This is a genomic window from Pseudoalteromonas sp. H103 (genome assembly GCF_001469205.1).
Classification (GTDB): Bacteria; Pseudomonadota; Gammaproteobacteria; order Enterobacterales; family Alteromonadaceae; genus Pseudoalteromonas; species Pseudoalteromonas carrageenovora.
The window spans coordinates 20,200-38,340 of sequence record NZ_LOFG01000020.1; the positions used below are offsets into that span (position 1 = coordinate 20,200).

Genomic DNA, 18,141 nt, shown 5'->3' on the forward strand with positions numbered 1-18,141 from the left:
AATGCGTCACTTATAATGAAAGCTTTGGCTTTATAAAATCTAAAAACGCGACAATGCGCGACGATACCGCGCTATTTTTATAATAAACAGCTTGCACTACCTCACGATTATTAGGGGTGATTATACTATTAGGTAGTACTTCTATTAACTTACCTGTTTTTAAATCATCGCCAATCATAAAATGCGAAAGCAATGCAACCCCTTGGTTTGCTAAACATAATTGGCGCACGGTTTCACCGCTACTGGCCATTAAATTAAATTTTAAATTAGTAGTGGATTTTAGCGGCCAGTTATTTAATTTTGGGGAGTCTGTAAAGCCAATAAGTTTGTGTTGGTTTAAGTCACTGATTTTTGAAATACCTGGCGCAGTTTTTAAATAGGCTGGGCTTGCTACTAAATATAATTTACTAACGCCGAGCTTTTTAGCGTTCAAATTAGAATCCTTCAAATCACCTATGCGAATGGCCAAGTCGGTTTTATGTTCTAGCAAATCAATAATGCTGTCGTGGGAGGTTATATCAAGCGTGATATGCGGGTATTGCTTTGTAAATTCATCAATGCGTGGCACTAATTGGTGTAATACAAACGGGCTTGCAGCATCTATTCTTAACTTACCGCTAGGTGCCTGATTTAAAAGCTTAATTGCTTCTTCGCCAGTTTGCAGAGTGTTTAAGCCATCACGCGCATATTTTATAAAAGTATGACCTTCTTCGGTAAGCTCTAATCTGCGTGTAGTTCTGTTTAATAAAGTGCACTGCAGTGTATTTTCAAGGCGAGATACCGCACGCGACACCTTAGCTACTTGTTGATCAAGCAAATTTGCCGCAGCAGAAAAACTACCGCTATCAACCACCGTTAAAAACATTTCTAAGTCTTCTGTTTTGGCATGTTGAGCCATACGTTAGTACCTTACTTTTGCATTAATTACAAAAGTATTTTGTCACTAATGCTATTTTTTGCAAATGCTTTTTTGGTCAAACTGCATGCCTAAACTAATTACGAGGATTTAACTATGCCATTGGCTTTGTGGGCGCTTACCTTAAGCGCATTTGCAATAGGAACAACTGAGTTTGTAATAGTAGGCTTAGTACCTACCATTGCAAACGATTTAGGCGTAAGCCTACCTTCAGCGGGTTTACTGGTGAGTTTGTATGCGGTAGGTGTAGCTATTGGTGCACCGGTACTAACTGCACTCACCGGGCGATGGAACCGTAAAATTGTATTAATAAGCTTAATGGGCTTGTTTGTTTTGGGTAACTTACTTGCTTGGCAAGCGCCAAGCTACGAAACATTAATACTTGCGCGCATTTTAACGGGGCTTGCCCATGGTGTGTTTTTCTCAATTGGCTCTATGATTGCCACAAGCTTAGTAAGCAAAGATAAAGAAGCCAGTGCAATCGCGATTATGTTTACTGGTCTTACTGTTGCACTTGTAACGGGTGTGCCGTTAGGTACATGGATTGGCCAACACTTTGGCTGGCGTGCAACGTTTTTAGTGGTGTCGCTACTTGGCTTAATTGCTCTAATTGGTAGCGCAATTTTAGTACCAAAAAACTTAAAACAGTCTATTCCGGCGACGTTTAAAGAGCAGCTTCAGGTTATTGTTAAGCCGCGCTTATTGCTCGTATATTTAATGACTATATTAGGCTACGGCGGTACGTTCACCGCGTTTACTTATTTAGCACCTATATTGGAGCAGCAAACTGGCTTTGCCCCCTCAGCTATTGGTTTAATAATGCTGGTTTATGGTGTGTCGGTAGCGGTTGGTAATATATGGGGCGGGAAATTGGCCGATAAACGCGGCCCAATTAGCGCTCTGAGTATTATATTTAGCGCGTTAACAATTATTTTATTGGCTTTCACCTTTACCATGGAGTCAAAAATAGCCGCTGTACTAACGATTTTAATATGGGGTGCATTTGCATTTGGTAACGTACCGGGCTTGCAGCTTTATGTAGTAAAACAAGCGAAAAAGCACACTCCTAATGCGGTAGATGTCGCATCGGGCTTAAACATAGCGGCATTTAATATTGGTATAGCACTGGGCTCTATTATTGGCGGAAGTGTTGTAGAGGGTATGACCTTACAAGACACCGCATGGATAGGCGCAGCAATTTCTGCTTTAGCATTAGTAGCAACCCGCTACAGTGGCATGCTTGATAAGCGAGAAGTTCAGCGAGCATAAACTATCTTCTGCTAAGGTTGAAACTTAAATTAATGGCCTCATTACCTATATTGAGGTCATAGATTTTTAAGTGACGACACAAAAGAAGTAAAAGGTGTATTTTGTAAAGCTTTAAAAGAGCTTGTTTTTAACCGATTATTTTATAAGGATAGAGCCATGACACAACGTGTAATAGAAATGCCAGATTTAGGCATGGGAACATTCCGTTTAGAAGGCGAGACTGCCTACAATTCAGTAAAAATGGCGTTAGAAGTAGGATTTCGTCATATCGATACTGCGCAAATTTATGGTAACGAAGAGCAAGTAGGCCAAGCCATAAAAGACAGCAACATTCCGCGTAGCGAAATATTTTTAACCACCAAAGTGTGGAACAATAAACTCAATAAAACTGACTTTATTGCCAGTGTAAAAAAATCGCTTGAAAAGCTACAAGTAGAGTCAGTTGATTTACTGCTTATTCACTGGCCTGCGCCTTCAAATGATGAGCCAATGAGTGAATACTTAACTGAGTTATTAAAAGCTAAGCAGCTTGGTTTAACTAAACACATTGGTGTATCAAACTTCACTATTGCAAACTTAAACGAAGCAATGCAGACGCTTGACTCGCGTGAAATATTTACCAATCAGGTTGAGGTTCACCCATACTTAACCAATACTAAATTGCGCGCATTTTGTGCTCAGCACGATATACACGTAACTGCGTATATGCCATTTGTAGTCGGTAAAGTACTTAAAGACCAAACGATTATTGATATTGCCAATAAACATGATGCATCTCCAGCGCAGGTGGTTATTGCATGGGTAAACGCCAATGGCATGACTACCATTCCATCATCAACTAAGCGTAAAAACTTAGAAGATAACTTTAACGACCACGTTAAGTTAGATGATGAGGACATTGCCCGTATTGACGGTCTTGATTGTGGCGACCGCCAAGCAACGCCAGATTTTGCGCCGCAGTGGGATCAGTAATAAAATACGTAATATGACACTAGGTGCAGAAATCTGCACCTTTATTTTTTATAAAGGACTCAGCATGTTAACGGTAATCGCCACCATTTCGAGTAAAAATATTGATGCAGACGTTGTATTAACCGCACTTGAAAATCTACAAAAATACTCGCGCCAAGAAGTAGGCTGCCTACGCTATGAGCTATCGGTTAAAAGTGATGCGCAGCAAACGACTTATTTAGTGAGTGAGCAATGGGCATCTGATGAGCATTTTGAAGCGCATAAAAATGAGCCGCATTTTAAAGCCTTTGGCACACAAGTAACAGGCTTAGTAACCAGCAGTAATATTGAAGTGTACAAATCTATTGGTTAAATATAACTAATTGATTCAATTAATTTAAGCGGCGGCGTAATTATACATCGCCTTTTTTGTAGTGCTTATTTATATTTGAAGGTTGAATTTGCAGCCATATGATTGGTTTTTAGCTAAAGTAGAGCCTACTTAGTGTAGTTGCTCCCTACTAATAGGCGATATCAGTGGAGCAGTTACCAGTCCCGCGAGGCTTCAAGTAATCCTCGGATAGAACAAACTTAAAAACATTAAAGTGATACCTAATATATAACTATCAAACCATTCCTTCCTGCATCATTAATCTCCTGTTTATATAAAAGTTAACTTGTGTGATTATAAAAATACAACATGCAAAAATTATGATGTGTTATAAATATTGGATTTAATAAGCGCTTCTAAGTACTAATAACTCAATTTATTACTATGTTGCTCACTATATAAAACAATAAAAACTCAGGATATAAATAATGAGAAACTCAAGAAATGAGATAGTAAAATATGGTGTATCCTTCGGTACGGCGTTAGCAATTGCAATTTCGTGGAGTGAAAACGAATCTGTTATATGGGCAATTTTGCACGGTTTTTTATCTTGGTTTTATGTAATTTGGCATGTAATTACTCGCTAAGTGTTATTGCTCCTTAAGTACTTTATTTTTCTTATTATGAGTAAAGTAAAGTACTTAAAGAGCGGCTTCAATGTAAAGGCTACGAAGTAAAAGCATCATTTAAGTAGAACCTTTGCATTGTAAAAACAACTAATAAAAAATAAAAGGAATAAAAATGAAAGGTGCAGGCGGAAGCTCTGGTGGTATAGGGCATTTTTTTATTGGATTAATAATGATGTGTGGTGGCTTTTATATGCTGCTAAACGCAATCTCGGTAACCTCTAACTTTGGCCTTAGTTCTCGTATTTACAGTGTTAATGCATTAGGTGGTTTTGGCATTACTGGTGGCATGGTAATGATCCCCTTTATTTTTGGAGTGGGTTTAATTTTTTATAATTCCAAAAATATTTTAGGTTGGGTACTTTCTTTAGGTTCATTAACGGCTTTAATATTTGGTGTTATATCAAGCGTACGTTTTAGTATGCGTACAATGACCTCGTTTGATTTAATAGTAATTATAATTTTAGCCTTTGGTGGTTTAGGGCTTTTTTTACGATCACTTAAATCTACTGATACTTAAATAATTACCAATTTTTGCCTGAGAGATAGTTTTAATGCAGCCATTTTGCTTGATGTATTAATGCTTAAATTAATAATCGCCCCTTTGCCGATTACTGCTTAACCAGTAGTAGCGTACTTTAAAGAGATTTTTGTGAATAACTCAATACAACTAAAATTAATTGCGACTCATTTATTAGCCCAAAGAGGGGAAAGCCCAGCACGTTCAAATTTTCCTAAAGAGTTAATACTAGACTCGACTGATGATGCAATAGAAGTACAAAAGTTGATGATTTATTTAAATGATCAAACAGTATACGGCTGGAAGTGTATGCTGCCGTTAGATGATGGTTCGATTATTTTAGCGCCTCTTTTACATGCTCCAATAGAGCAAACCGAAAGCTGCTCGCTCTATACAACCCAAAATAAAGCGCTTATCGAGCCAGAAATTGCGTTTATTTTAGAAAGCGATTTGCCAAGCAATAAAAATTATTCTAACGAAGATATTGATACGGCTTTTACTCGTGCTCATTTAGCACTTGAGCTTATTCAAAAAAGGTTTGATGAAGGTACTCCAAGTACTCACATTGAAAAATTAGCCGACGGTTTATCTAACCAAGGTGTATATGTAGGCCCACAAATAGATAATACAAAAGCCTATAACGCAAGTACTGTTAATATTAACATTAAGCAAACTGACGCTGAGTTAAGCTTTGCTGGTGCTCACCCTGCAGAGCTTGCGCAACTTCCTCTTTATTGGGCGGTTAACTATTTATCGGCCAAAGGAATTGACTTAAAAGCAGGGCACGTGTTTATAACTGGCTCATATTGTGGTGTGGTTGAGCTTAATACTGATCAGTTAATCACCATTAGCTACGAAGGTTTAGGTGCCTTTAGTACTACGTTTATATCAAAATAAATATAGCATTACTTCGAGCGTGTTGTATTTTTGTGGTTGAATTTGCAGCAGTGTGTTTTTTATTTAAGCAAGGCAGAGTCTATGACGTGTGGTTATTCCCCATAAATAGGCGATAACGCAGCATAAATTCCAAACATGCGCTGCCCAAAGGGTTCTTTACAGGGGCGATTAACTCTTTGTTTCTCGGTTTTTACTTAGCCCACTAGGTTACAAACCTCGCGCCGCGATTAAATCCCCCCTAGATTGAACAAATTTCAATCCACAAAATTCAATACGCCCCAATAGACAAATCGTATTTTAAAATAAGCGCATCTATGTAACGGGTGCGTAGGGTTTGTTGTTTTTCGTGATCAGCCCCGTGGCCTAGCGCTTTGTTTAATAGCTTCATTGCGGGGTGTAGCTGTGTACGCTCCTGTTGATTTAAGGATGCTTTAGTGCGCAGCTCAGTGATGTCGTCAACTAATAATCTGCCAATATCAACACATACTATTTCGTCAATTAAACCATTTTGTGTAAGCACACCATATTTACTGCATAAAAACTGCTGCCATACTTGTTGTAGGTGTTCATCTATTTCACAACCAAACAATTCTTCGTTAAAGGTAAAACCTTGCTGAGCAAGTTTAGTAAGGCTTGCCGTGTATTGCTGTGCAAAATAATTAAAGGCATTACTCGATGATTCAATCTTTTGTTTTATAAGCCCTTGGCCCCAATTTACGCAACCGCGCGGGTAATAATCATCGTATTCCTCACATTCATACAATCCAGAATACGAGCTGCAACTTAATTGGCTTTTTATACAATAACTTGGCTTAGGAAATACGCTGTGTTGCTGCCATGTATCTAGTTGCTCGGCATCAATATTTAAAGCATGGCAAAGCTCATCGGTGTTATAAAAATGAGTGGCTAAGTAGTCAGATAAACGCATAATGGCTCGCTTAAAGTTAAAAATACAAACACTGTTTAAATGTACAGTGTTTGTATTTTGTATTATCAAACTAAATAACACAAGCCATTTTACGTTTATTATTCGCTTAGGCCTGCAAAAATGCGTGCAAGTATGTTACAAATAGCGCAAGTTTTATAAATAATGAATTTTTATGCGCACCCTAGAGAAAATTAAACAAGCAAGCTTAATTACCGCTATTAAAACCCCGTACTTAGCCAATGGTGAAATAGACCTAGCAAAGTACGACGAACTCATTGAAATACAAATAGCAGCGGGAGTAGATGGCATTGTGGTTGGTGGTACAACCGGCGAAGGCCAGTTAATGAACTGGGAAGAGCATTTAATGCTTATTGCGCACAGTGCAAACAAGTATGGCAATAAGCTACTGATTGTAGGTAATACAGGCAGTAACAATACGCGTGAAGCAATAAAAGCTACTAAATATGGTTTTGCCAGCGGCATGCATGCAGCGCTGCAAATTAACCCGTATTATGGCCGTACGTCTATAGCTGGTGTTAACGAGCACTTTAAAAGAGTACTTGATATAGGCCCTGCGTTTATTTACAACGTAGCAGGGCGTACAGGGCAAGACTTAACGCCTGATATTATTGAGCCATTAGTACAGCACCCTAACCTAATTGGTATAAAAGAATGTGGCGGTAATGAACGTATTACACACTACGAGCAGCAAGGTATTGCATGTTGGTCTGGTAACGATGACGAAGCGCACGACGCGCGCCATGTGCACAAAGCTCACGGTGTTATATCGGTTACCTCTAATCTTATACCTGGGTTGTTCCGCCAATTAATGGATACTAAAAATGATGCGTTAAATGCCTCATTACAACCTTTAATGAACTGGTTATTCTGCGAGCCAAACCCTATTGCTATTAACACCGCAATGATGATGACAGGTGCTGTAAACCCGGTATTTAGATTACCGTACTTACCACTTAGTGATGAGCAGCAAGCTCAAGGCGAAATATTAATTAACGAACTTAACGTTGATGATATCGTTGGCACTAAGGCAGAAGTATTAAATATCGACAATGTATTAATTTTATCTTAAGTTTTTAATTATAGGCAGTAATCACTAACTGTTGACTCATTTTTACTGTATAATTTGCGACCCTTGATAATGTGGCCGCAGGTTATACAGCATGAATTTTAAATCTTTTAGTTTTGCCCCTGAACTTATTCAGGCGTTAGACGAACTTAATTACCACACCCTTACGCCCATTCAGCGTTCAGCTATTCCGGCTGTTCGTAAAGGTAAAGACGTTTTAGCAAGTGCCCAAACTGGTACTGGTAAAACGGCAGCGTTTGCTTTACCTATCATCCAAAAATTATTTGAATCAGAGCACAGCACAACAAATGCACCAAGTGCATTAGTACTTGCGCCAACGCGTGAGCTTGCAGAGCAAATAGCTAATAACTTTAAAGCTTACGCAAAACACACTCCTTTAAAAGTAGTGAGCTTGTTTGGTGGTGTTAATACCGCAGGCCAAGCTAATTCACTAAAAGACGGTGTAGATGTTGTTGTTGCAACACCTGGGCGCTTACTTGATCACATTCGTTTAGGTAATTTAAGCCTTGCAAGCGTTAAACATTTAGTACTTGATGAAGCTGACCGTATGCTTGATATGGGCTTTATTGAAGATATGCAAAGTGTTATTAAAAGCTGTGACGAGCAGCGTCAAATATTACTTTTCTCGGCTACGTTCCCAGCTGCGATTAAACAGTTTGCTGCTAAAGTATTAAAACAGCCTGAAATTGTACGTGTTGATCAAACTAATAGCACAGCAAGTACCGTTCAGCACGTTGTGTACCCAGTAGAAGAGCGCCGTAAACAAGAGCTTCTTTCAGAGCTGATTGGTAAAAAGAACTGGCAGCAAGTACTTGTGTTTGTAAACATGAAAGAAACGGCAGATGAGCTTGTAAAAGAGCTTAACCTTGACGGTATTCCTGCCACTGTATGTCATGGCGATAAGTCGCAAGGTAACCGCCGACGTGCACTTCGTGAATTTAAAGAAGGCAAAGTACGTGTTTTAGTTGCAACCGAAGTTGCAGCACGTGGTATTGATATTGATGGCCTCCCACGTGTAATTAATATTGATTTACCGTGGCTTGCTGAAGATTACGTACACCGGATCGGCCGTACAGGTCGTGCTGGTAACCAAGGCCAAGCAATTTCATTTGTAAGCCGTGAAGAAGAAAATACTTTATTTGAAATCGAAGCGCTAATTGGCCAAAAAATTAAGCGTGTATATTTAGAGGGTTACGAAGTAAGTAACCGTGAAGTACTTATTGATAAAATTGGTAAAAAACCAGCGCATTTACGCCGTAGCCGTACTAATAAGCCTACAGGGCAAGCAACAGGCGAAGCACGTGCTGTAAATCGCTCGCGTATTTCAAATGTACGTAAAAGCTTAAAAGGCGCCAAGCTTACCCTTAAAAAGTAAGCTGAAACGCGAATTTTAATTAAAAAAAACCTGAGTTTACTCAGGTTTTTTTGTATTTAATGAAAGTGTTTTATCAATTATATCAGCATAAGTGTACGCAGCTTGCTCTTGGTTTATGTTAGCAATAATAGATAACCCAACCGGTAAGTTACTTACCTTGCCCAAAGGGAGTGTTATATGTGTGCTTCCTGCTATTGCGGGCAAAGAGCTACTGCTGCCTTTAAAATTATCACCGTTAATGAGGTCGGTTTTCCACGCTGGCGATACTGTTGGGGCAATAACAATATCTATATCATTATTTTTATATAAATTAGTAATTGCTGATTTAGCCAGTGCACGGTAGCGTGCTTTAACGCGTTGGTATTTATCTTTATTTGTTAAATCAATTGCCTGCGACTTAGTAAGTATATCTTGTCCGAAGTAGGGCATTTCTGTTTCTTTATTTTGGCTATTAAAGTTTATGAGTGCCTCTAAGCTTTTAGTTTTTACTTCTTTTGGTGTGTTAGATAAGTAATGATTTATTTCAGCTTTAAAATCGTAAAGTAAAATGTAGTATTCATCAGCGAATAAAGTATCTAGATTGTCGGTTACTTCTATTTCAGTAACGGTATGCCCTGCTTGTTTAAGTGCATTTAATTGCTTTTTATAAAGCTGCTGAGTTTGAATGGTAAATTTATCACTTGGTAGCGCACCAATTTTGAGTGTTGATTTAGCCGTTAACTCTTTTGAATTTAAAACAAACTCATGTGTTGATACATCTTTTTTATCTTTGCCTTGTAATACTGCAAGCACAAGTAGCGCATCTTTTAGGGTATGAGCCATAGGTCCAACAGTGTCTTGACTGCTTGAAAGGGGAATAACCCCATTGCGTGATACTTGGTCCATGCTTGGTTTTATAGCATATACACCATTAACTGATGCGGGGCAGGTAATAGAGCCATCGGTTTCTGTGCCCAGTGCAATTGGTGCAAAGTTAAGTGCTACGGCCACTGCAGAGCCAGCACTAGAACCACACGGGTTTCTAGTTATATCGTGAGCATTATGTGTTTGTCCACCTACTGCGCTCCACCCAGAAGAAGAGTACGAAGACCGAAAATTGGCCCATTCACTCAGGTTTGCTTTACCTAAAATAATAGCACCCGCTTCTCGCAGTTTTTTAACTACAAAAGCATCTTTATTTGTAATATTGTTTTTTAAAGCCAAAGAGCCCGCTGTAGTCGGTAATTTACCTTTGGTCTCTATGTTATCTTTAAGCAAAACGGGTATGCCGTGAAGTGGCCCGGCCCATTTAGAGTTTGCATAGAGTAAATCTAAAGCTTTAGCCTGTTCAATAGCTGAGGGATCGATATTAATCACAGCGTTATATTGTGGGTTGAGTTTTTCTATTCGGTTTATATAAGCTTGTGTAACGTGTTGTGCATTTGTAGTTTTGTTTTTATAAGCTATGTGAATTTGCTCTATAGTTTTTAAATTATTCGCTTTAGCACTAAATACACAAAGCACACAAATTAAAGAAATAATGGTTGTTTTGGTCATTCTATTAAGCCGCTAATTGTTATTTATTATACATTTAGCACAAAAAAGCCTCACAAAGTGAGGCTTTTCGGTAAATAACTTAAAAAACCGGTTTAAGCGTTTTCTAACATTGAGAGTGCAACTGCTTCAGCCGCTTTAATACCATCAATGCCTGCAGATAAAATACCACCTGCGTAACCTGCGCCTTCACCTGCTGGGTATAAACCTTTTGTATTTATACTTTGAAAGCTTTTATCGCGTTTGATACTAATCGGCGATGATGTACGCGTTTCTACACCGGTTAATAAGCCATCGTTAGTTGAAAAACCACGAATTTGCTTATTAAATGCAGGTATGGCTTCGCGTATAGCATCGATAGCAAATTGCGGAAGTACTTTACCTAAATCGGTTAATTTAATCCCTGGTGTATATGAAGGCTCAACGCCGCCAATGTTACCCGATGGTTTGCCTTTTAAAAAATCACCGATAAGCTGAGCAGGGGCATCATAATTACTGCCGCCTAATGCATAAGCCTGCTCTTCTAATTTACGTTGTAAATCAATACCTGCAAGCGGGTGCCCAGGGAAATCTTTTTCTGGGTTAATACCTACAACAATGGCGCTATTTGCGTTACGCTCACTACGTGAATATTGGCTCATACCGTTAGTAACAACACGGCCTTCTTCAGAGGTTGCGGCTACTACAGTGCCCCCTGGGCACATACAAAAGCTGTAAACCGTGCGGCCATTATCACAATGATGAACGAGTTTGTAATCGGCTGAGCCTAAAATTGGGTTGCCTGCGTTATCTCCAAAGCGGCACTCGTCAATCATTGATTGTTTGTGCTCGATTCTAAAGCCAACAGAGAAGGGTTTAGCTTCTACATAAATACCTTTGTCGTGGATCATTTTAAAGGTATCACGAGCGCTGTGACCTACTGCAAGTACAACGTGACGAGTATTTAGTTTTTCACCATTTGAAAGCGTTAAGCCGGTTACTTGTCCATCATCTAAATGAATGTCATCTACGCGTGTGCTAAAGCGTATTTCGCCGCCAAGCTCTATAATACGCGCGCGCATTTTTTCAATCATAGTAACAAGTTTAAACGTACCAATGTGCGGCTTACTTACATATAGAATTTCATCTGGTGCACCGGCTTCTACAAATTCGGTTATAACTTTACGACCATAATGTTTTGGATCTTTTACTTGGCTGTATAGTTTACCGTCTGAAAATGTACCTGCACCACCTTCACCAAACTGCACATTAGACTCAGTATTAAGTGTGCGTTTACGCCAAAAGCCAAAGGTGTCTTTTGTGCGTTCGCGTACTTCTTTACCACGCTCTAAAATAATCGGGTTAAAGCCCATTTGAGCAAGGACTAAACCCGCAAATAAACCACACGGGCCAAAACCAATTACCACTGGGCGCTCGGTAATATTAGCAGGTGCTTGCGCTACAAATTTGTATGAAGTGTCGGGCGCCGGTTTTACGTGCTGATCTTTAGAAAATGTATTAAGGAGCACTTCTTCGTTATCTACTTCAATATCAAGAGTGTAAATAAGTAAAATAGCTGTTTTTTTACGTGCGTCGTAGCCACGTTTAAACACATTATAGCTGTGTAATTGCTCAGGTTTTATTTTTAGTTTGTCTACTATGGCTTGGCCTATAGCATCTTCGTTATGATCAAGCGGCAGCTTTATTTCGGTTAAACGTATCATTAGTATCTCTTTTAGGTGTCTTAGCGGGTTTATTTCCGCTCACAATAAGAAGTGTAGGGCACGTAATGGCTTTACATTGAGGGCGCATATACTACGTTAAATTGGCCAATTATGGCACTTATTTATTGTGTTTTTAGTGTGGTTGGGTATGATCCGCGCCTTAGATGATTAATTATTGGGTTTTAACTGTTATGGCGTTTGTAGTCACCGAAAACTGTATTAAATGCAAATACACAGATTGTGTGGCAGTGTGCCCTGCAGATGCCTTTTACGAAGGCCCTAACTTTTTAGCAATAAGCCCAATAGATTGTATTGATTGCGGTTTGTGTGTACCAGAGTGCCCAGCAGAGGCAATTTATCAAGAAGACGAACTTCCAGAAGATCAAAAAGAATTTACTGAACTTAACGCTGAGCTTGCTTTAGTTTGGCCGCGTATTGTTGAGGTAAAACCAGCCCCTGATGATGCAGACCAATGGAATGGTGTGGCTAATAAGCTTAAATTAATAGAAACCTAGCTTTTTAAATTAATCCTTTAATATTAATTAGTTAAAATATCCAATATTTTTAGTATCATACTATTAACAAATGTACTGACTTAAATTACACTCCGTAGATAAGTTTACCTTTTTAGGGTAAATATCTCTAAATGGATGTTTATGCAGTACTTTATAACTATAAAAAAACACTTCAGTGTTTTGTTTGCACTTACTTTTGCACTTTTATCTACAACCCCACTATTAGCCGCTGAAAAAACACAGTATTCGCTGTCACATATCAGTACTAATATTACCGTTGATGGCGTACTTGACGAGCCACATTGGCAAAATGCCACATTAGTACCTATTGCGTTTCAAGATGAGCCAAACGAAAAGGGTATACCACCTGTTAAAACCGACGCTTACATGTATGAAGATGGCAGCAACTTATATGTTGCATTTGTAGCCGAAGATCCTCAGCCTAACCAAATTACAGCGTCACTTCGTGATAGAGATACGCTTTGGCAAGACGACACGGTTATTTTAATTATTGATACCTTTAACGATGAGCGTTCAGCTTACGAATTTTATGTAAACCCATTAGGGGCGCAAGGTGATACTCGAATGAGTGACACCGATGGTTGGCAGTCAGACCCATCTTGGGATGCAATATGGGATAGCGCAGGTAAAATCACTGGACAAGGCTTTGTCGTTGAAATGCGTATACCTTTTAAAGCACTTCGATTTCCTGAAAATAAGCCCGACCTAACGTGGGGGTTTGCGGTGTTACGAAATTATCAACGTGACGTGCTTTATCAACTTTCAAATATGGGTTTTGACCGAGATATAAAATGCAGCCTTTGTCAGTTTGATAAACTCCACGGTTTTAAAAACGTAAAAGCCAGTAAAAATTTACAATTAACGCCTACGCTTACAGCGCTTAGAAATGATTCAAAGCCAACCTTACCTGGCAACTGGGATAACGGCGATATTAATACCGAAGCAGGACTAGATTTACGCTGGGGTGTTACTCAAGATGCGGTGATTAATGCGACAATTAATCCTGATTTTTCGCAAATAGAAAGTGATGCTTTAGAGCTTGATGTAAACACGACTTACTCTATATATTATGACGAAAAGCGCCCGTTTTTTTTAGATGGGGCATCGTATTTTCAAAGTAGTTTATTCGAACTACTTTACACCCGCACTATTGCAGAGCCTGAGGTAGGGGCAAAACTGACTGGCAAAACGGATCAGCATAGCTATGCATTTATGTATGCAGATGACGATAACAGTAATATTTTATTACCTACAAACCAAGGCTCTGGTTTTGCTATTTTAGAGGAAAAAACTCACGCAGCAGCTGCCCGTTATCAATATGATATTGGCGATCAAGGTACTATAGGGCTTAGTACTACTCATAGAGAAAGTGATGATTACTACAATACGGTGATCTCTGTTGATGGCAGTTACTGGTTTAATCAATCAGATACGCTTGCCTATCAAGTGGCAACAGCTGATTCTAAAAACTCAGCGTTTTTAACCAATAACTATAATTTAGTTAAAAATCAATCAGATGAAGCATACGCTATTGAATTCACAAGAGATAAGCGTGACTACAATGTGTCTGCGAGCTACGAAAATATCGGGGAAGATTATCGTACAGACCTAGGTTACCAAGAAAAAGTAGATTACGAAAAAGTAGGCCTTGTAGGCGGACAAACTTGGTACAGCGACGAGTCAGGCTTATTAACGTCATGGTCTTACGAGGCCGACTGGAATAAAACATGGGCTCAAAATGGCGACTTACTTGAAGATGAATACCAAGGGTTTATAACATTAAAAGGCCAAAAACAGTCTATTTTTGAAATTGGCTTACTTCATCGTTATGAGAATTATAACGATACTTTTTATAACCAAAACATTGGCTTTGTTTATACAGGCTTTAAACCTAAAAATAATATATGGCTTTCGTTTTATGGTGAATATGGTAGCCGTATAGATTACGCAAATGAGCAAATTGGCGACTCGTACGCTACGCAAACGCAAGCTAAGTGGGATATAAACGATCACTGGCAGGTAGACGTTAAGCATAATTACAGTGTGTTAGATAACCCTCAAGGTGAGCGAGTATATAACGCTAACTTATTAGATTTTAGGCTTTATTATAAATTTAGTATGCGTTCAATGCTAAAACTAATTTTACAATTTGAAGATATTGATAGAAATGAAGACGCTTACTTTTATCAAGTAAGCCACATAAATAAAGATTATGGCAGCCAACTTGTTTATTCGTACAAAATAAATGCGCAAACCTTATTTTACTTAGGGTACTCAGATAAAAGTTATCAAGACGACTCGCTAAAGCATGTTGAGCGTGATCAGCGCACATTTTTTACAAAAGTAAGTTATGCGTGGCAACTTTAAGCTTTAGTATTGTTAATTCATAATGACTGGTAATCAAATTGCTAAAAACTTGATTACGAGATAGTGAGAATAATTTATACATAATACTTAACAATTGGTTTATTTTTATTCACTACGCTCTATAATTAGTTAATGATCAAGCAATAATTTACTTCTTTATTATTGCTGGCCTTACAAATGCTCATTAATAAGTATTGTATTATCGCTTGCTTAGTACTAAATGCAGGCGATATAATCACCTTTTAGTAACGGATTTGTAGGAGAAGTAATTTAGATGGATTTTATTGATGAGTAAATTGAAGCCTGTTGGATTTATAATTTTAGTTTTAATCTTATTTTGCTTTTGCATAAATATAGAACTGACAAATCAAATTAATCGCATCAATTTATTTCACTCTGATATAGATATACGTAGTTTCGAAATAGCGAGCACCTCGTTAAATATGGCCCCTTGGTATAATCCTATTATTAATGGCCATTACATAATAGAAGACTCTTCGGTAAATTATCTCCTTATAAAAACAACGGACACCGAATTTTTAGCGGCGAATGCTCAAAAACTAGTGCTGATGACATTAGCGTCACCTATTAATTTTTTAATTGTTTGTATTTTGCTATTTGGTTGTGGAGCTTACCTTCGCAGAGAAAGAAGAAAACGCCAATATAAAAACCAAATAGCTCAATTAAACCTTCAAGCAAACACGTTACTTAATGCCTTTAATTTAAATGTTAAACCAGCAGAAAACCCTTCAGGAGTGAGTAGTTTAAGCCAGTCAATCACTAGTTTAAATACACATGTTGCTAACTATTTAAAGCAAACCCAAACGAGCATCTGCCAAGATAAGCTTACTTTACTCATTGATCGTCACGCTTATATAGAACATATCGACAGACAAATTAACCACACATCAAAAGAAGAGCTCAAATGCGCACTTTTATTTATTGATTTAGATGGTTTTAAACAAGTTAATGACTCTTTTGGACATAGTTTTGGCGATGAAATATTAGTACAAGTAGCGAGCCGATTAGCAAACGTTTTACGCCACCATAAATTAAGTAATATAAATACTGCAAACCAATTAGAGCAAAATTTATCTCGTTTAGGAGGAGATGAATTTTCTATTTTTATAGAGTCACTAGATGAAAGTGATAGAGTTGTAGAAATTGCTAAGCATGTTTTAAGCGAGCTTGAAAAAGATTTTGTACTGGGAAATAAAATAGTAAAAATTAGCGCAAGTATTGGTATTGCTACATATCCAGAAAGCGCATCAACCCCTCAGGCTTTATTACAACTTGCCGATGTTGCAATGTACCGAGCTAAAAGTGATGGTAAGGGTATATTTAAAGTTTACTCGCCTGAAATGGGTAACAAAATGCGTCGCTACCACTATCTATTGGAAGAGTTGCGGTTAGCTGTTGCGTGTAAAGATTTTTATTTATCTTTTCAGCCTATTGTGCACGTAGAAGATTGCATGATTGATTACTTTGAGGCGCTTACTCGCTGGGATCATCCCGTAGAGGGAATGATTTCACCTACTGAATTTATTCCAATAGCTGAAGAGTCTAATTTAATATTAGAGTTAGGCGATTGGATTATGCTTGAGTCGTGTAGACAAATGGCTGCTTGGCATAATGCTGGTATGCGTAAAGTTAAAATATCGGTTAATGTATCGGGTGTGCAACTTAAGCACCGGGATATTTATGACTGGATCATGAAAAAGCTGAAAAAAACCGGCTTGCCAGCAACATCGTTAATGCTCGAAATAACAGAATCTACCTTTATTAAAGCAAGCCCTAGAATAATTGAAGAATTAGGACGCTTACGCGCTGAAGGGATCACGATTGCTATTGATGACTTTGGTACCGGCTTTAGCTCATTAAGTACACTTGCTGACTTACCCATTGATGTAATTAAAATAGATCGCTCATTTATAACTCAGGCTAATAAAAGTCAAAAGTATAATGATATTTTAAATACAATTAGTGAACTTGGACAAAAGTTAGGGCTTAAAATTGTCGCGGAAGGTGTAGAAGAAATCGCACAATTTGAGTTAGTTAAAAAAATAGGTGTGAGTTCAGTGCAAGGTTATTTAGTTAGCCGACCCGAGACATCGATAAACGTGGGAAACAAAGTTTTACGTAATAATAATAGTAACTTATCTGCTTCAGGAACCAGTGCTTGGGATATTATTAGTTAGAGAGTAAAGAGTTAGTAAAAAAATGCCACCCTATATTGGGTGGCATTTTTGTATCTATATAGCCTAGGTTCTGATAAAAATATTTACTAGTTAGAGCCCAGGGCTATAACGCTAATTAAAGGTCGAATGTACGAGACACTGCAAGCACAATACGCTCATCTGCATAATCGTAATCTAAGCTTGTGTTTTCTGCAGCAACTTCAATACCAAAACCTTCGTAGCTTGTTTGATATGCTAAACGGTAATGTTTGTATGATTTCTTTTGATTTACATCCCATGCCCATTTTTCGCCATCAAGCGAGTTAGAAATATCAAAGCTTGCACGAATAGCGTGGTTAGGCGCTAGTTCATAGGTATGTGCAACCATAGATATTACATGGCCTGCGCCAGTTCCAAAGTAATCCCAGCTGTACCAAAAGTTAAGCTCAGTTTGGCCGTATTCACTTGCGTAACCGAATTTAGTGTAAGCTTCGGCGTAGTTGCCATCGCTGTTATTACCTTGGTACGTGTAATACGCAATACCGTAATCAACACTTACTTCATCATTTAACTGCACATAACGCCCTAGGTATGCATCAAGTTCAAAATCAGTGTCATCACCAAAGTCTACATTTGAAGCCCATGCACCGGCGTAGACACCGTTATCGAAAGCGTAATCAAGACTTCCTTGAATTGCAGGGTCGTTATCTGTTTGGCTTACACCGTTAAAGGTGTAATCAGATGCTGCAGTGATTGTTGTTGACCAATCTGCCGCAGCTGTTGTTGATAAAAGTGCGAATGGTACTGCTATTGCTAGTTGTTTTAATTTATTATTCATTGTTGA

16 protein-coding genes are annotated in these 18,141 nt (G+C 38.3%); 11 read left to right on the top strand and 5 right to left on the bottom strand.

Annotation, left to right across the window (positions count from 1 at the left end; translation table 11 throughout):
* Positions 1-10 precede the first annotated feature (10 nt).
* Positions 11-898: a LysR family transcriptional regulator gene (locus ATS74_RS17850; protein WP_058550215.1), complete on the bottom strand. Its 888-nt coding sequence runs from the start codon at positions 896-898 to the stop codon at positions 11-13.
* Positions 899-1,012: 114 nt separating this feature from the next.
* Here ATS74_RS17850 and ATS74_RS17855 point away from each other — a divergent pair, with 114 nt between their 5' ends.
* From ATS74_RS17855 to ATS74_RS17875, 6 genes are all read left to right on the top strand, one after another.
* On the top strand, positions 1,013-2,185 hold the full coding sequence (locus ATS74_RS17855; protein ID WP_058550216.1) for an MFS transporter: 1,173 nt from the start codon (positions 1,013-1,015) through the stop codon (positions 2,183-2,185).
* Positions 2,186-2,341: 156 nt separating this feature from the next.
* On the top strand, positions 2,342-3,157 hold the full coding sequence (gene dkgB / locus ATS74_RS17860) for a 2,5-didehydrogluconate reductase DkgB (protein ID WP_058550217.1): 816 nt from the start codon (positions 2,342-2,344) through the stop codon (positions 3,155-3,157).
* A gap of 64 nt (positions 3,158-3,221) precedes the next feature.
* Positions 3,222-3,509 (top strand): putative quinol monooxygenase, encoded by a 288-nt coding sequence (locus ATS74_RS17865; RefSeq protein ID WP_058550218.1) that lies wholly within the window; start codon positions 3,222-3,224, stop codon positions 3,507-3,509.
* A 446-nt stretch (positions 3,510-3,955) separates the two neighbouring features.
* Positions 3,956-4,114 (top strand): hypothetical protein, encoded by a 159-nt coding sequence (locus tag ATS74_RS20055; protein WP_165491333.1) that lies wholly within the window; start codon positions 3,956-3,958, stop codon positions 4,112-4,114.
* Positions 4,115-4,268: 154 nt separating this feature from the next.
* A complete protein-coding gene (locus tag ATS74_RS17870) occupies positions 4,269-4,673 on the top strand; it encodes a hypothetical protein (protein WP_058550219.1) in 405 nt (134 codons plus the stop codon).
* 132 nt (positions 4,674-4,805) lie between these two features.
* Positions 4,806-5,570, top strand: coding sequence for a hypothetical protein (locus ATS74_RS17875; RefSeq protein WP_058550220.1), 765 nt, complete (start codon positions 4,806-4,808; stop codon positions 5,568-5,570).
* 268 nt (positions 5,571-5,838) lie between these two features.
* Here the strand turns inward: ATS74_RS17875 and ATS74_RS17880 are convergent, their stop codons facing one another.
* Positions 5,839-6,498, bottom strand: a complete 660-nt coding sequence (locus ATS74_RS17880; protein WP_058550221.1) for a DUF6058 family natural product biosynthesis protein — start codon at positions 6,496-6,498, stop codon at positions 5,839-5,841.
* A gap of 172 nt (positions 6,499-6,670) precedes the next feature.
* On the opposite strand from ATS74_RS17880, the gene dapA reads away from it, so the two are divergent.
* Both dapA and ATS74_RS17890 read left to right on the top strand, forming a co-directional pair.
* Positions 6,671-7,588 carry a 4-hydroxy-tetrahydrodipicolinate synthase gene (gene dapA / locus ATS74_RS17885; RefSeq protein WP_058550222.1) on the top strand — a complete coding sequence of 306 codons (918 nt, stop codon included), beginning with the start codon at positions 6,671-6,673 and terminating at the stop codon, positions 7,586-7,588.
* A 91-nt stretch (positions 7,589-7,679) separates the two neighbouring features.
* Positions 7,680-8,981, top strand: a complete 1,302-nt coding sequence (locus tag ATS74_RS17890; protein WP_058550223.1) for a DEAD/DEAH box helicase — start codon at positions 7,680-7,682, stop codon at positions 8,979-8,981.
* A gap of 36 nt (positions 8,982-9,017) precedes the next feature.
* Here the strand turns inward: ATS74_RS17890 and ATS74_RS17895 are convergent, their stop codons facing one another.
* Positions 9,018-10,517 carry an amidase family protein gene (locus ATS74_RS17895; protein ID WP_058550224.1) on the bottom strand — a complete coding sequence of 500 codons (1,500 nt, stop codon included), beginning with the start codon at positions 10,515-10,517 and terminating at the stop codon, positions 9,018-9,020.
* Positions 10,518-10,609: 92 nt separating this feature from the next.
* Complete coding sequence (locus tag ATS74_RS17900; protein ID WP_058550225.1) at positions 10,610-12,217, bottom strand: NAD(P)/FAD-dependent oxidoreductase; 1,608 nt, start codon at positions 12,215-12,217, stop codon at positions 10,610-10,612.
* A 191-nt stretch (positions 12,218-12,408) separates the two neighbouring features.
* Here ATS74_RS17900 and fdxA point away from each other — a divergent pair, with 191 nt between their 5' ends.
* The 3 genes from fdxA to ATS74_RS17915 all read left to right on the top strand — a co-directional run bounded on the left by fdxA (position 12,409) and on the right by ATS74_RS17915 (position 17,318).
* Complete coding sequence (gene fdxA, locus ATS74_RS17905; RefSeq protein ID WP_058550364.1) at positions 12,409-12,732, top strand: ferredoxin FdxA; 324 nt, start codon at positions 12,409-12,411, stop codon at positions 12,730-12,732.
* Positions 12,733-12,873: 141 nt separating this feature from the next.
* Positions 12,874-15,120, top strand: coding sequence for a carbohydrate binding family 9 domain-containing protein (locus ATS74_RS17910; RefSeq protein WP_058550365.1), 2,247 nt, complete (start codon positions 12,874-12,876; stop codon positions 15,118-15,120).
* A 287-nt stretch (positions 15,121-15,407) separates the two neighbouring features.
* Positions 15,408-17,318, top strand: a complete 1,911-nt coding sequence (locus ATS74_RS17915; protein ID WP_058550226.1) for a putative bifunctional diguanylate cyclase/phosphodiesterase — start codon at positions 15,408-15,410, stop codon at positions 17,316-17,318.
* 115 nt (positions 17,319-17,433) lie between these two features.
* On the opposite strand, the gene ATS74_RS17920 is transcribed toward ATS74_RS17915, so the two are convergent.
* On the bottom strand, positions 17,434-18,135 hold the full coding sequence (locus ATS74_RS17920; protein WP_058550227.1) for a TorF family putative porin: 702 nt from the start codon (positions 18,133-18,135) through the stop codon (positions 17,434-17,436).
* Positions 18,136-18,141 lie beyond the last annotated feature (6 nt).

Bases quoted from the DNA above. Each gene is read 5' to 3' on its own strand.
- ATS74_RS17870 (WP_058550219.1), top strand. From the start codon at position 4,269: ATGAAAGGTGCAGGCGGAAGCTCTGGTGGTATAGGGCATTTTTTTATT.
- ATS74_RS17850 (WP_058550215.1), bottom strand. From the start codon at position 898: ATGGCTCAACATGCCAAAACAGAAGACTTAGAAATGTTTTTAACGGTG.
- ATS74_RS17895 (WP_058550224.1), bottom strand. From the start codon at position 10,517: ATGACCAAAACAACCATTATTTCTTTAATTTGTGTGCTTTGTGTATTT.
- ATS74_RS17900 (WP_058550225.1), bottom strand. From the start codon at position 12,217: ATGATACGTTTAACCGAAATAAAGCTGCCGCTTGATCATAACGAAGAT.
- ATS74_RS17855 (WP_058550216.1), top strand. From the start codon at position 1,013: ATGCCATTGGCTTTGTGGGCGCTTACCTTAAGCGCATTTGCAATAGGA.
- fdxA (WP_058550364.1), top strand. From the start codon at position 12,409: ATGGCGTTTGTAGTCACCGAAAACTGTATTAAATGCAAATACACAGAT.
- ATS74_RS17890 (WP_058550223.1), top strand. From the start codon at position 7,680: ATGAATTTTAAATCTTTTAGTTTTGCCCCTGAACTTATTCAGGCGTTA.
- ATS74_RS17910 (WP_058550365.1), top strand. From the start codon at position 12,874: ATGCAGTACTTTATAACTATAAAAAAACACTTCAGTGTTTTGTTTGCA.
- ATS74_RS20055 (WP_165491333.1), top strand. From the start codon at position 3,956: ATGAGAAACTCAAGAAATGAGATAGTAAAATATGGTGTATCCTTCGGT.
- ATS74_RS17915 (WP_058550226.1), top strand. From the start codon at position 15,408: ATGAGTAAATTGAAGCCTGTTGGATTTATAATTTTAGTTTTAATCTTA.
- ATS74_RS17865 (WP_058550218.1), top strand. From the start codon at position 3,222: ATGTTAACGGTAATCGCCACCATTTCGAGTAAAAATATTGATGCAGAC.
- ATS74_RS17920 (WP_058550227.1), bottom strand. From the start codon at position 18,135: ATGAATAATAAATTAAAACAACTAGCAATAGCAGTACCATTCGCACTT.
- ATS74_RS17880 (WP_058550221.1), bottom strand. From the start codon at position 6,498: ATGCGTTTATCTGACTACTTAGCCACTCATTTTTATAACACCGATGAG.
- dapA (WP_058550222.1), top strand. From the start codon at position 6,671: ATGCGCACCCTAGAGAAAATTAAACAAGCAAGCTTAATTACCGCTATT.
- dkgB (WP_058550217.1), top strand. From the start codon at position 2,342: ATGACACAACGTGTAATAGAAATGCCAGATTTAGGCATGGGAACATTC.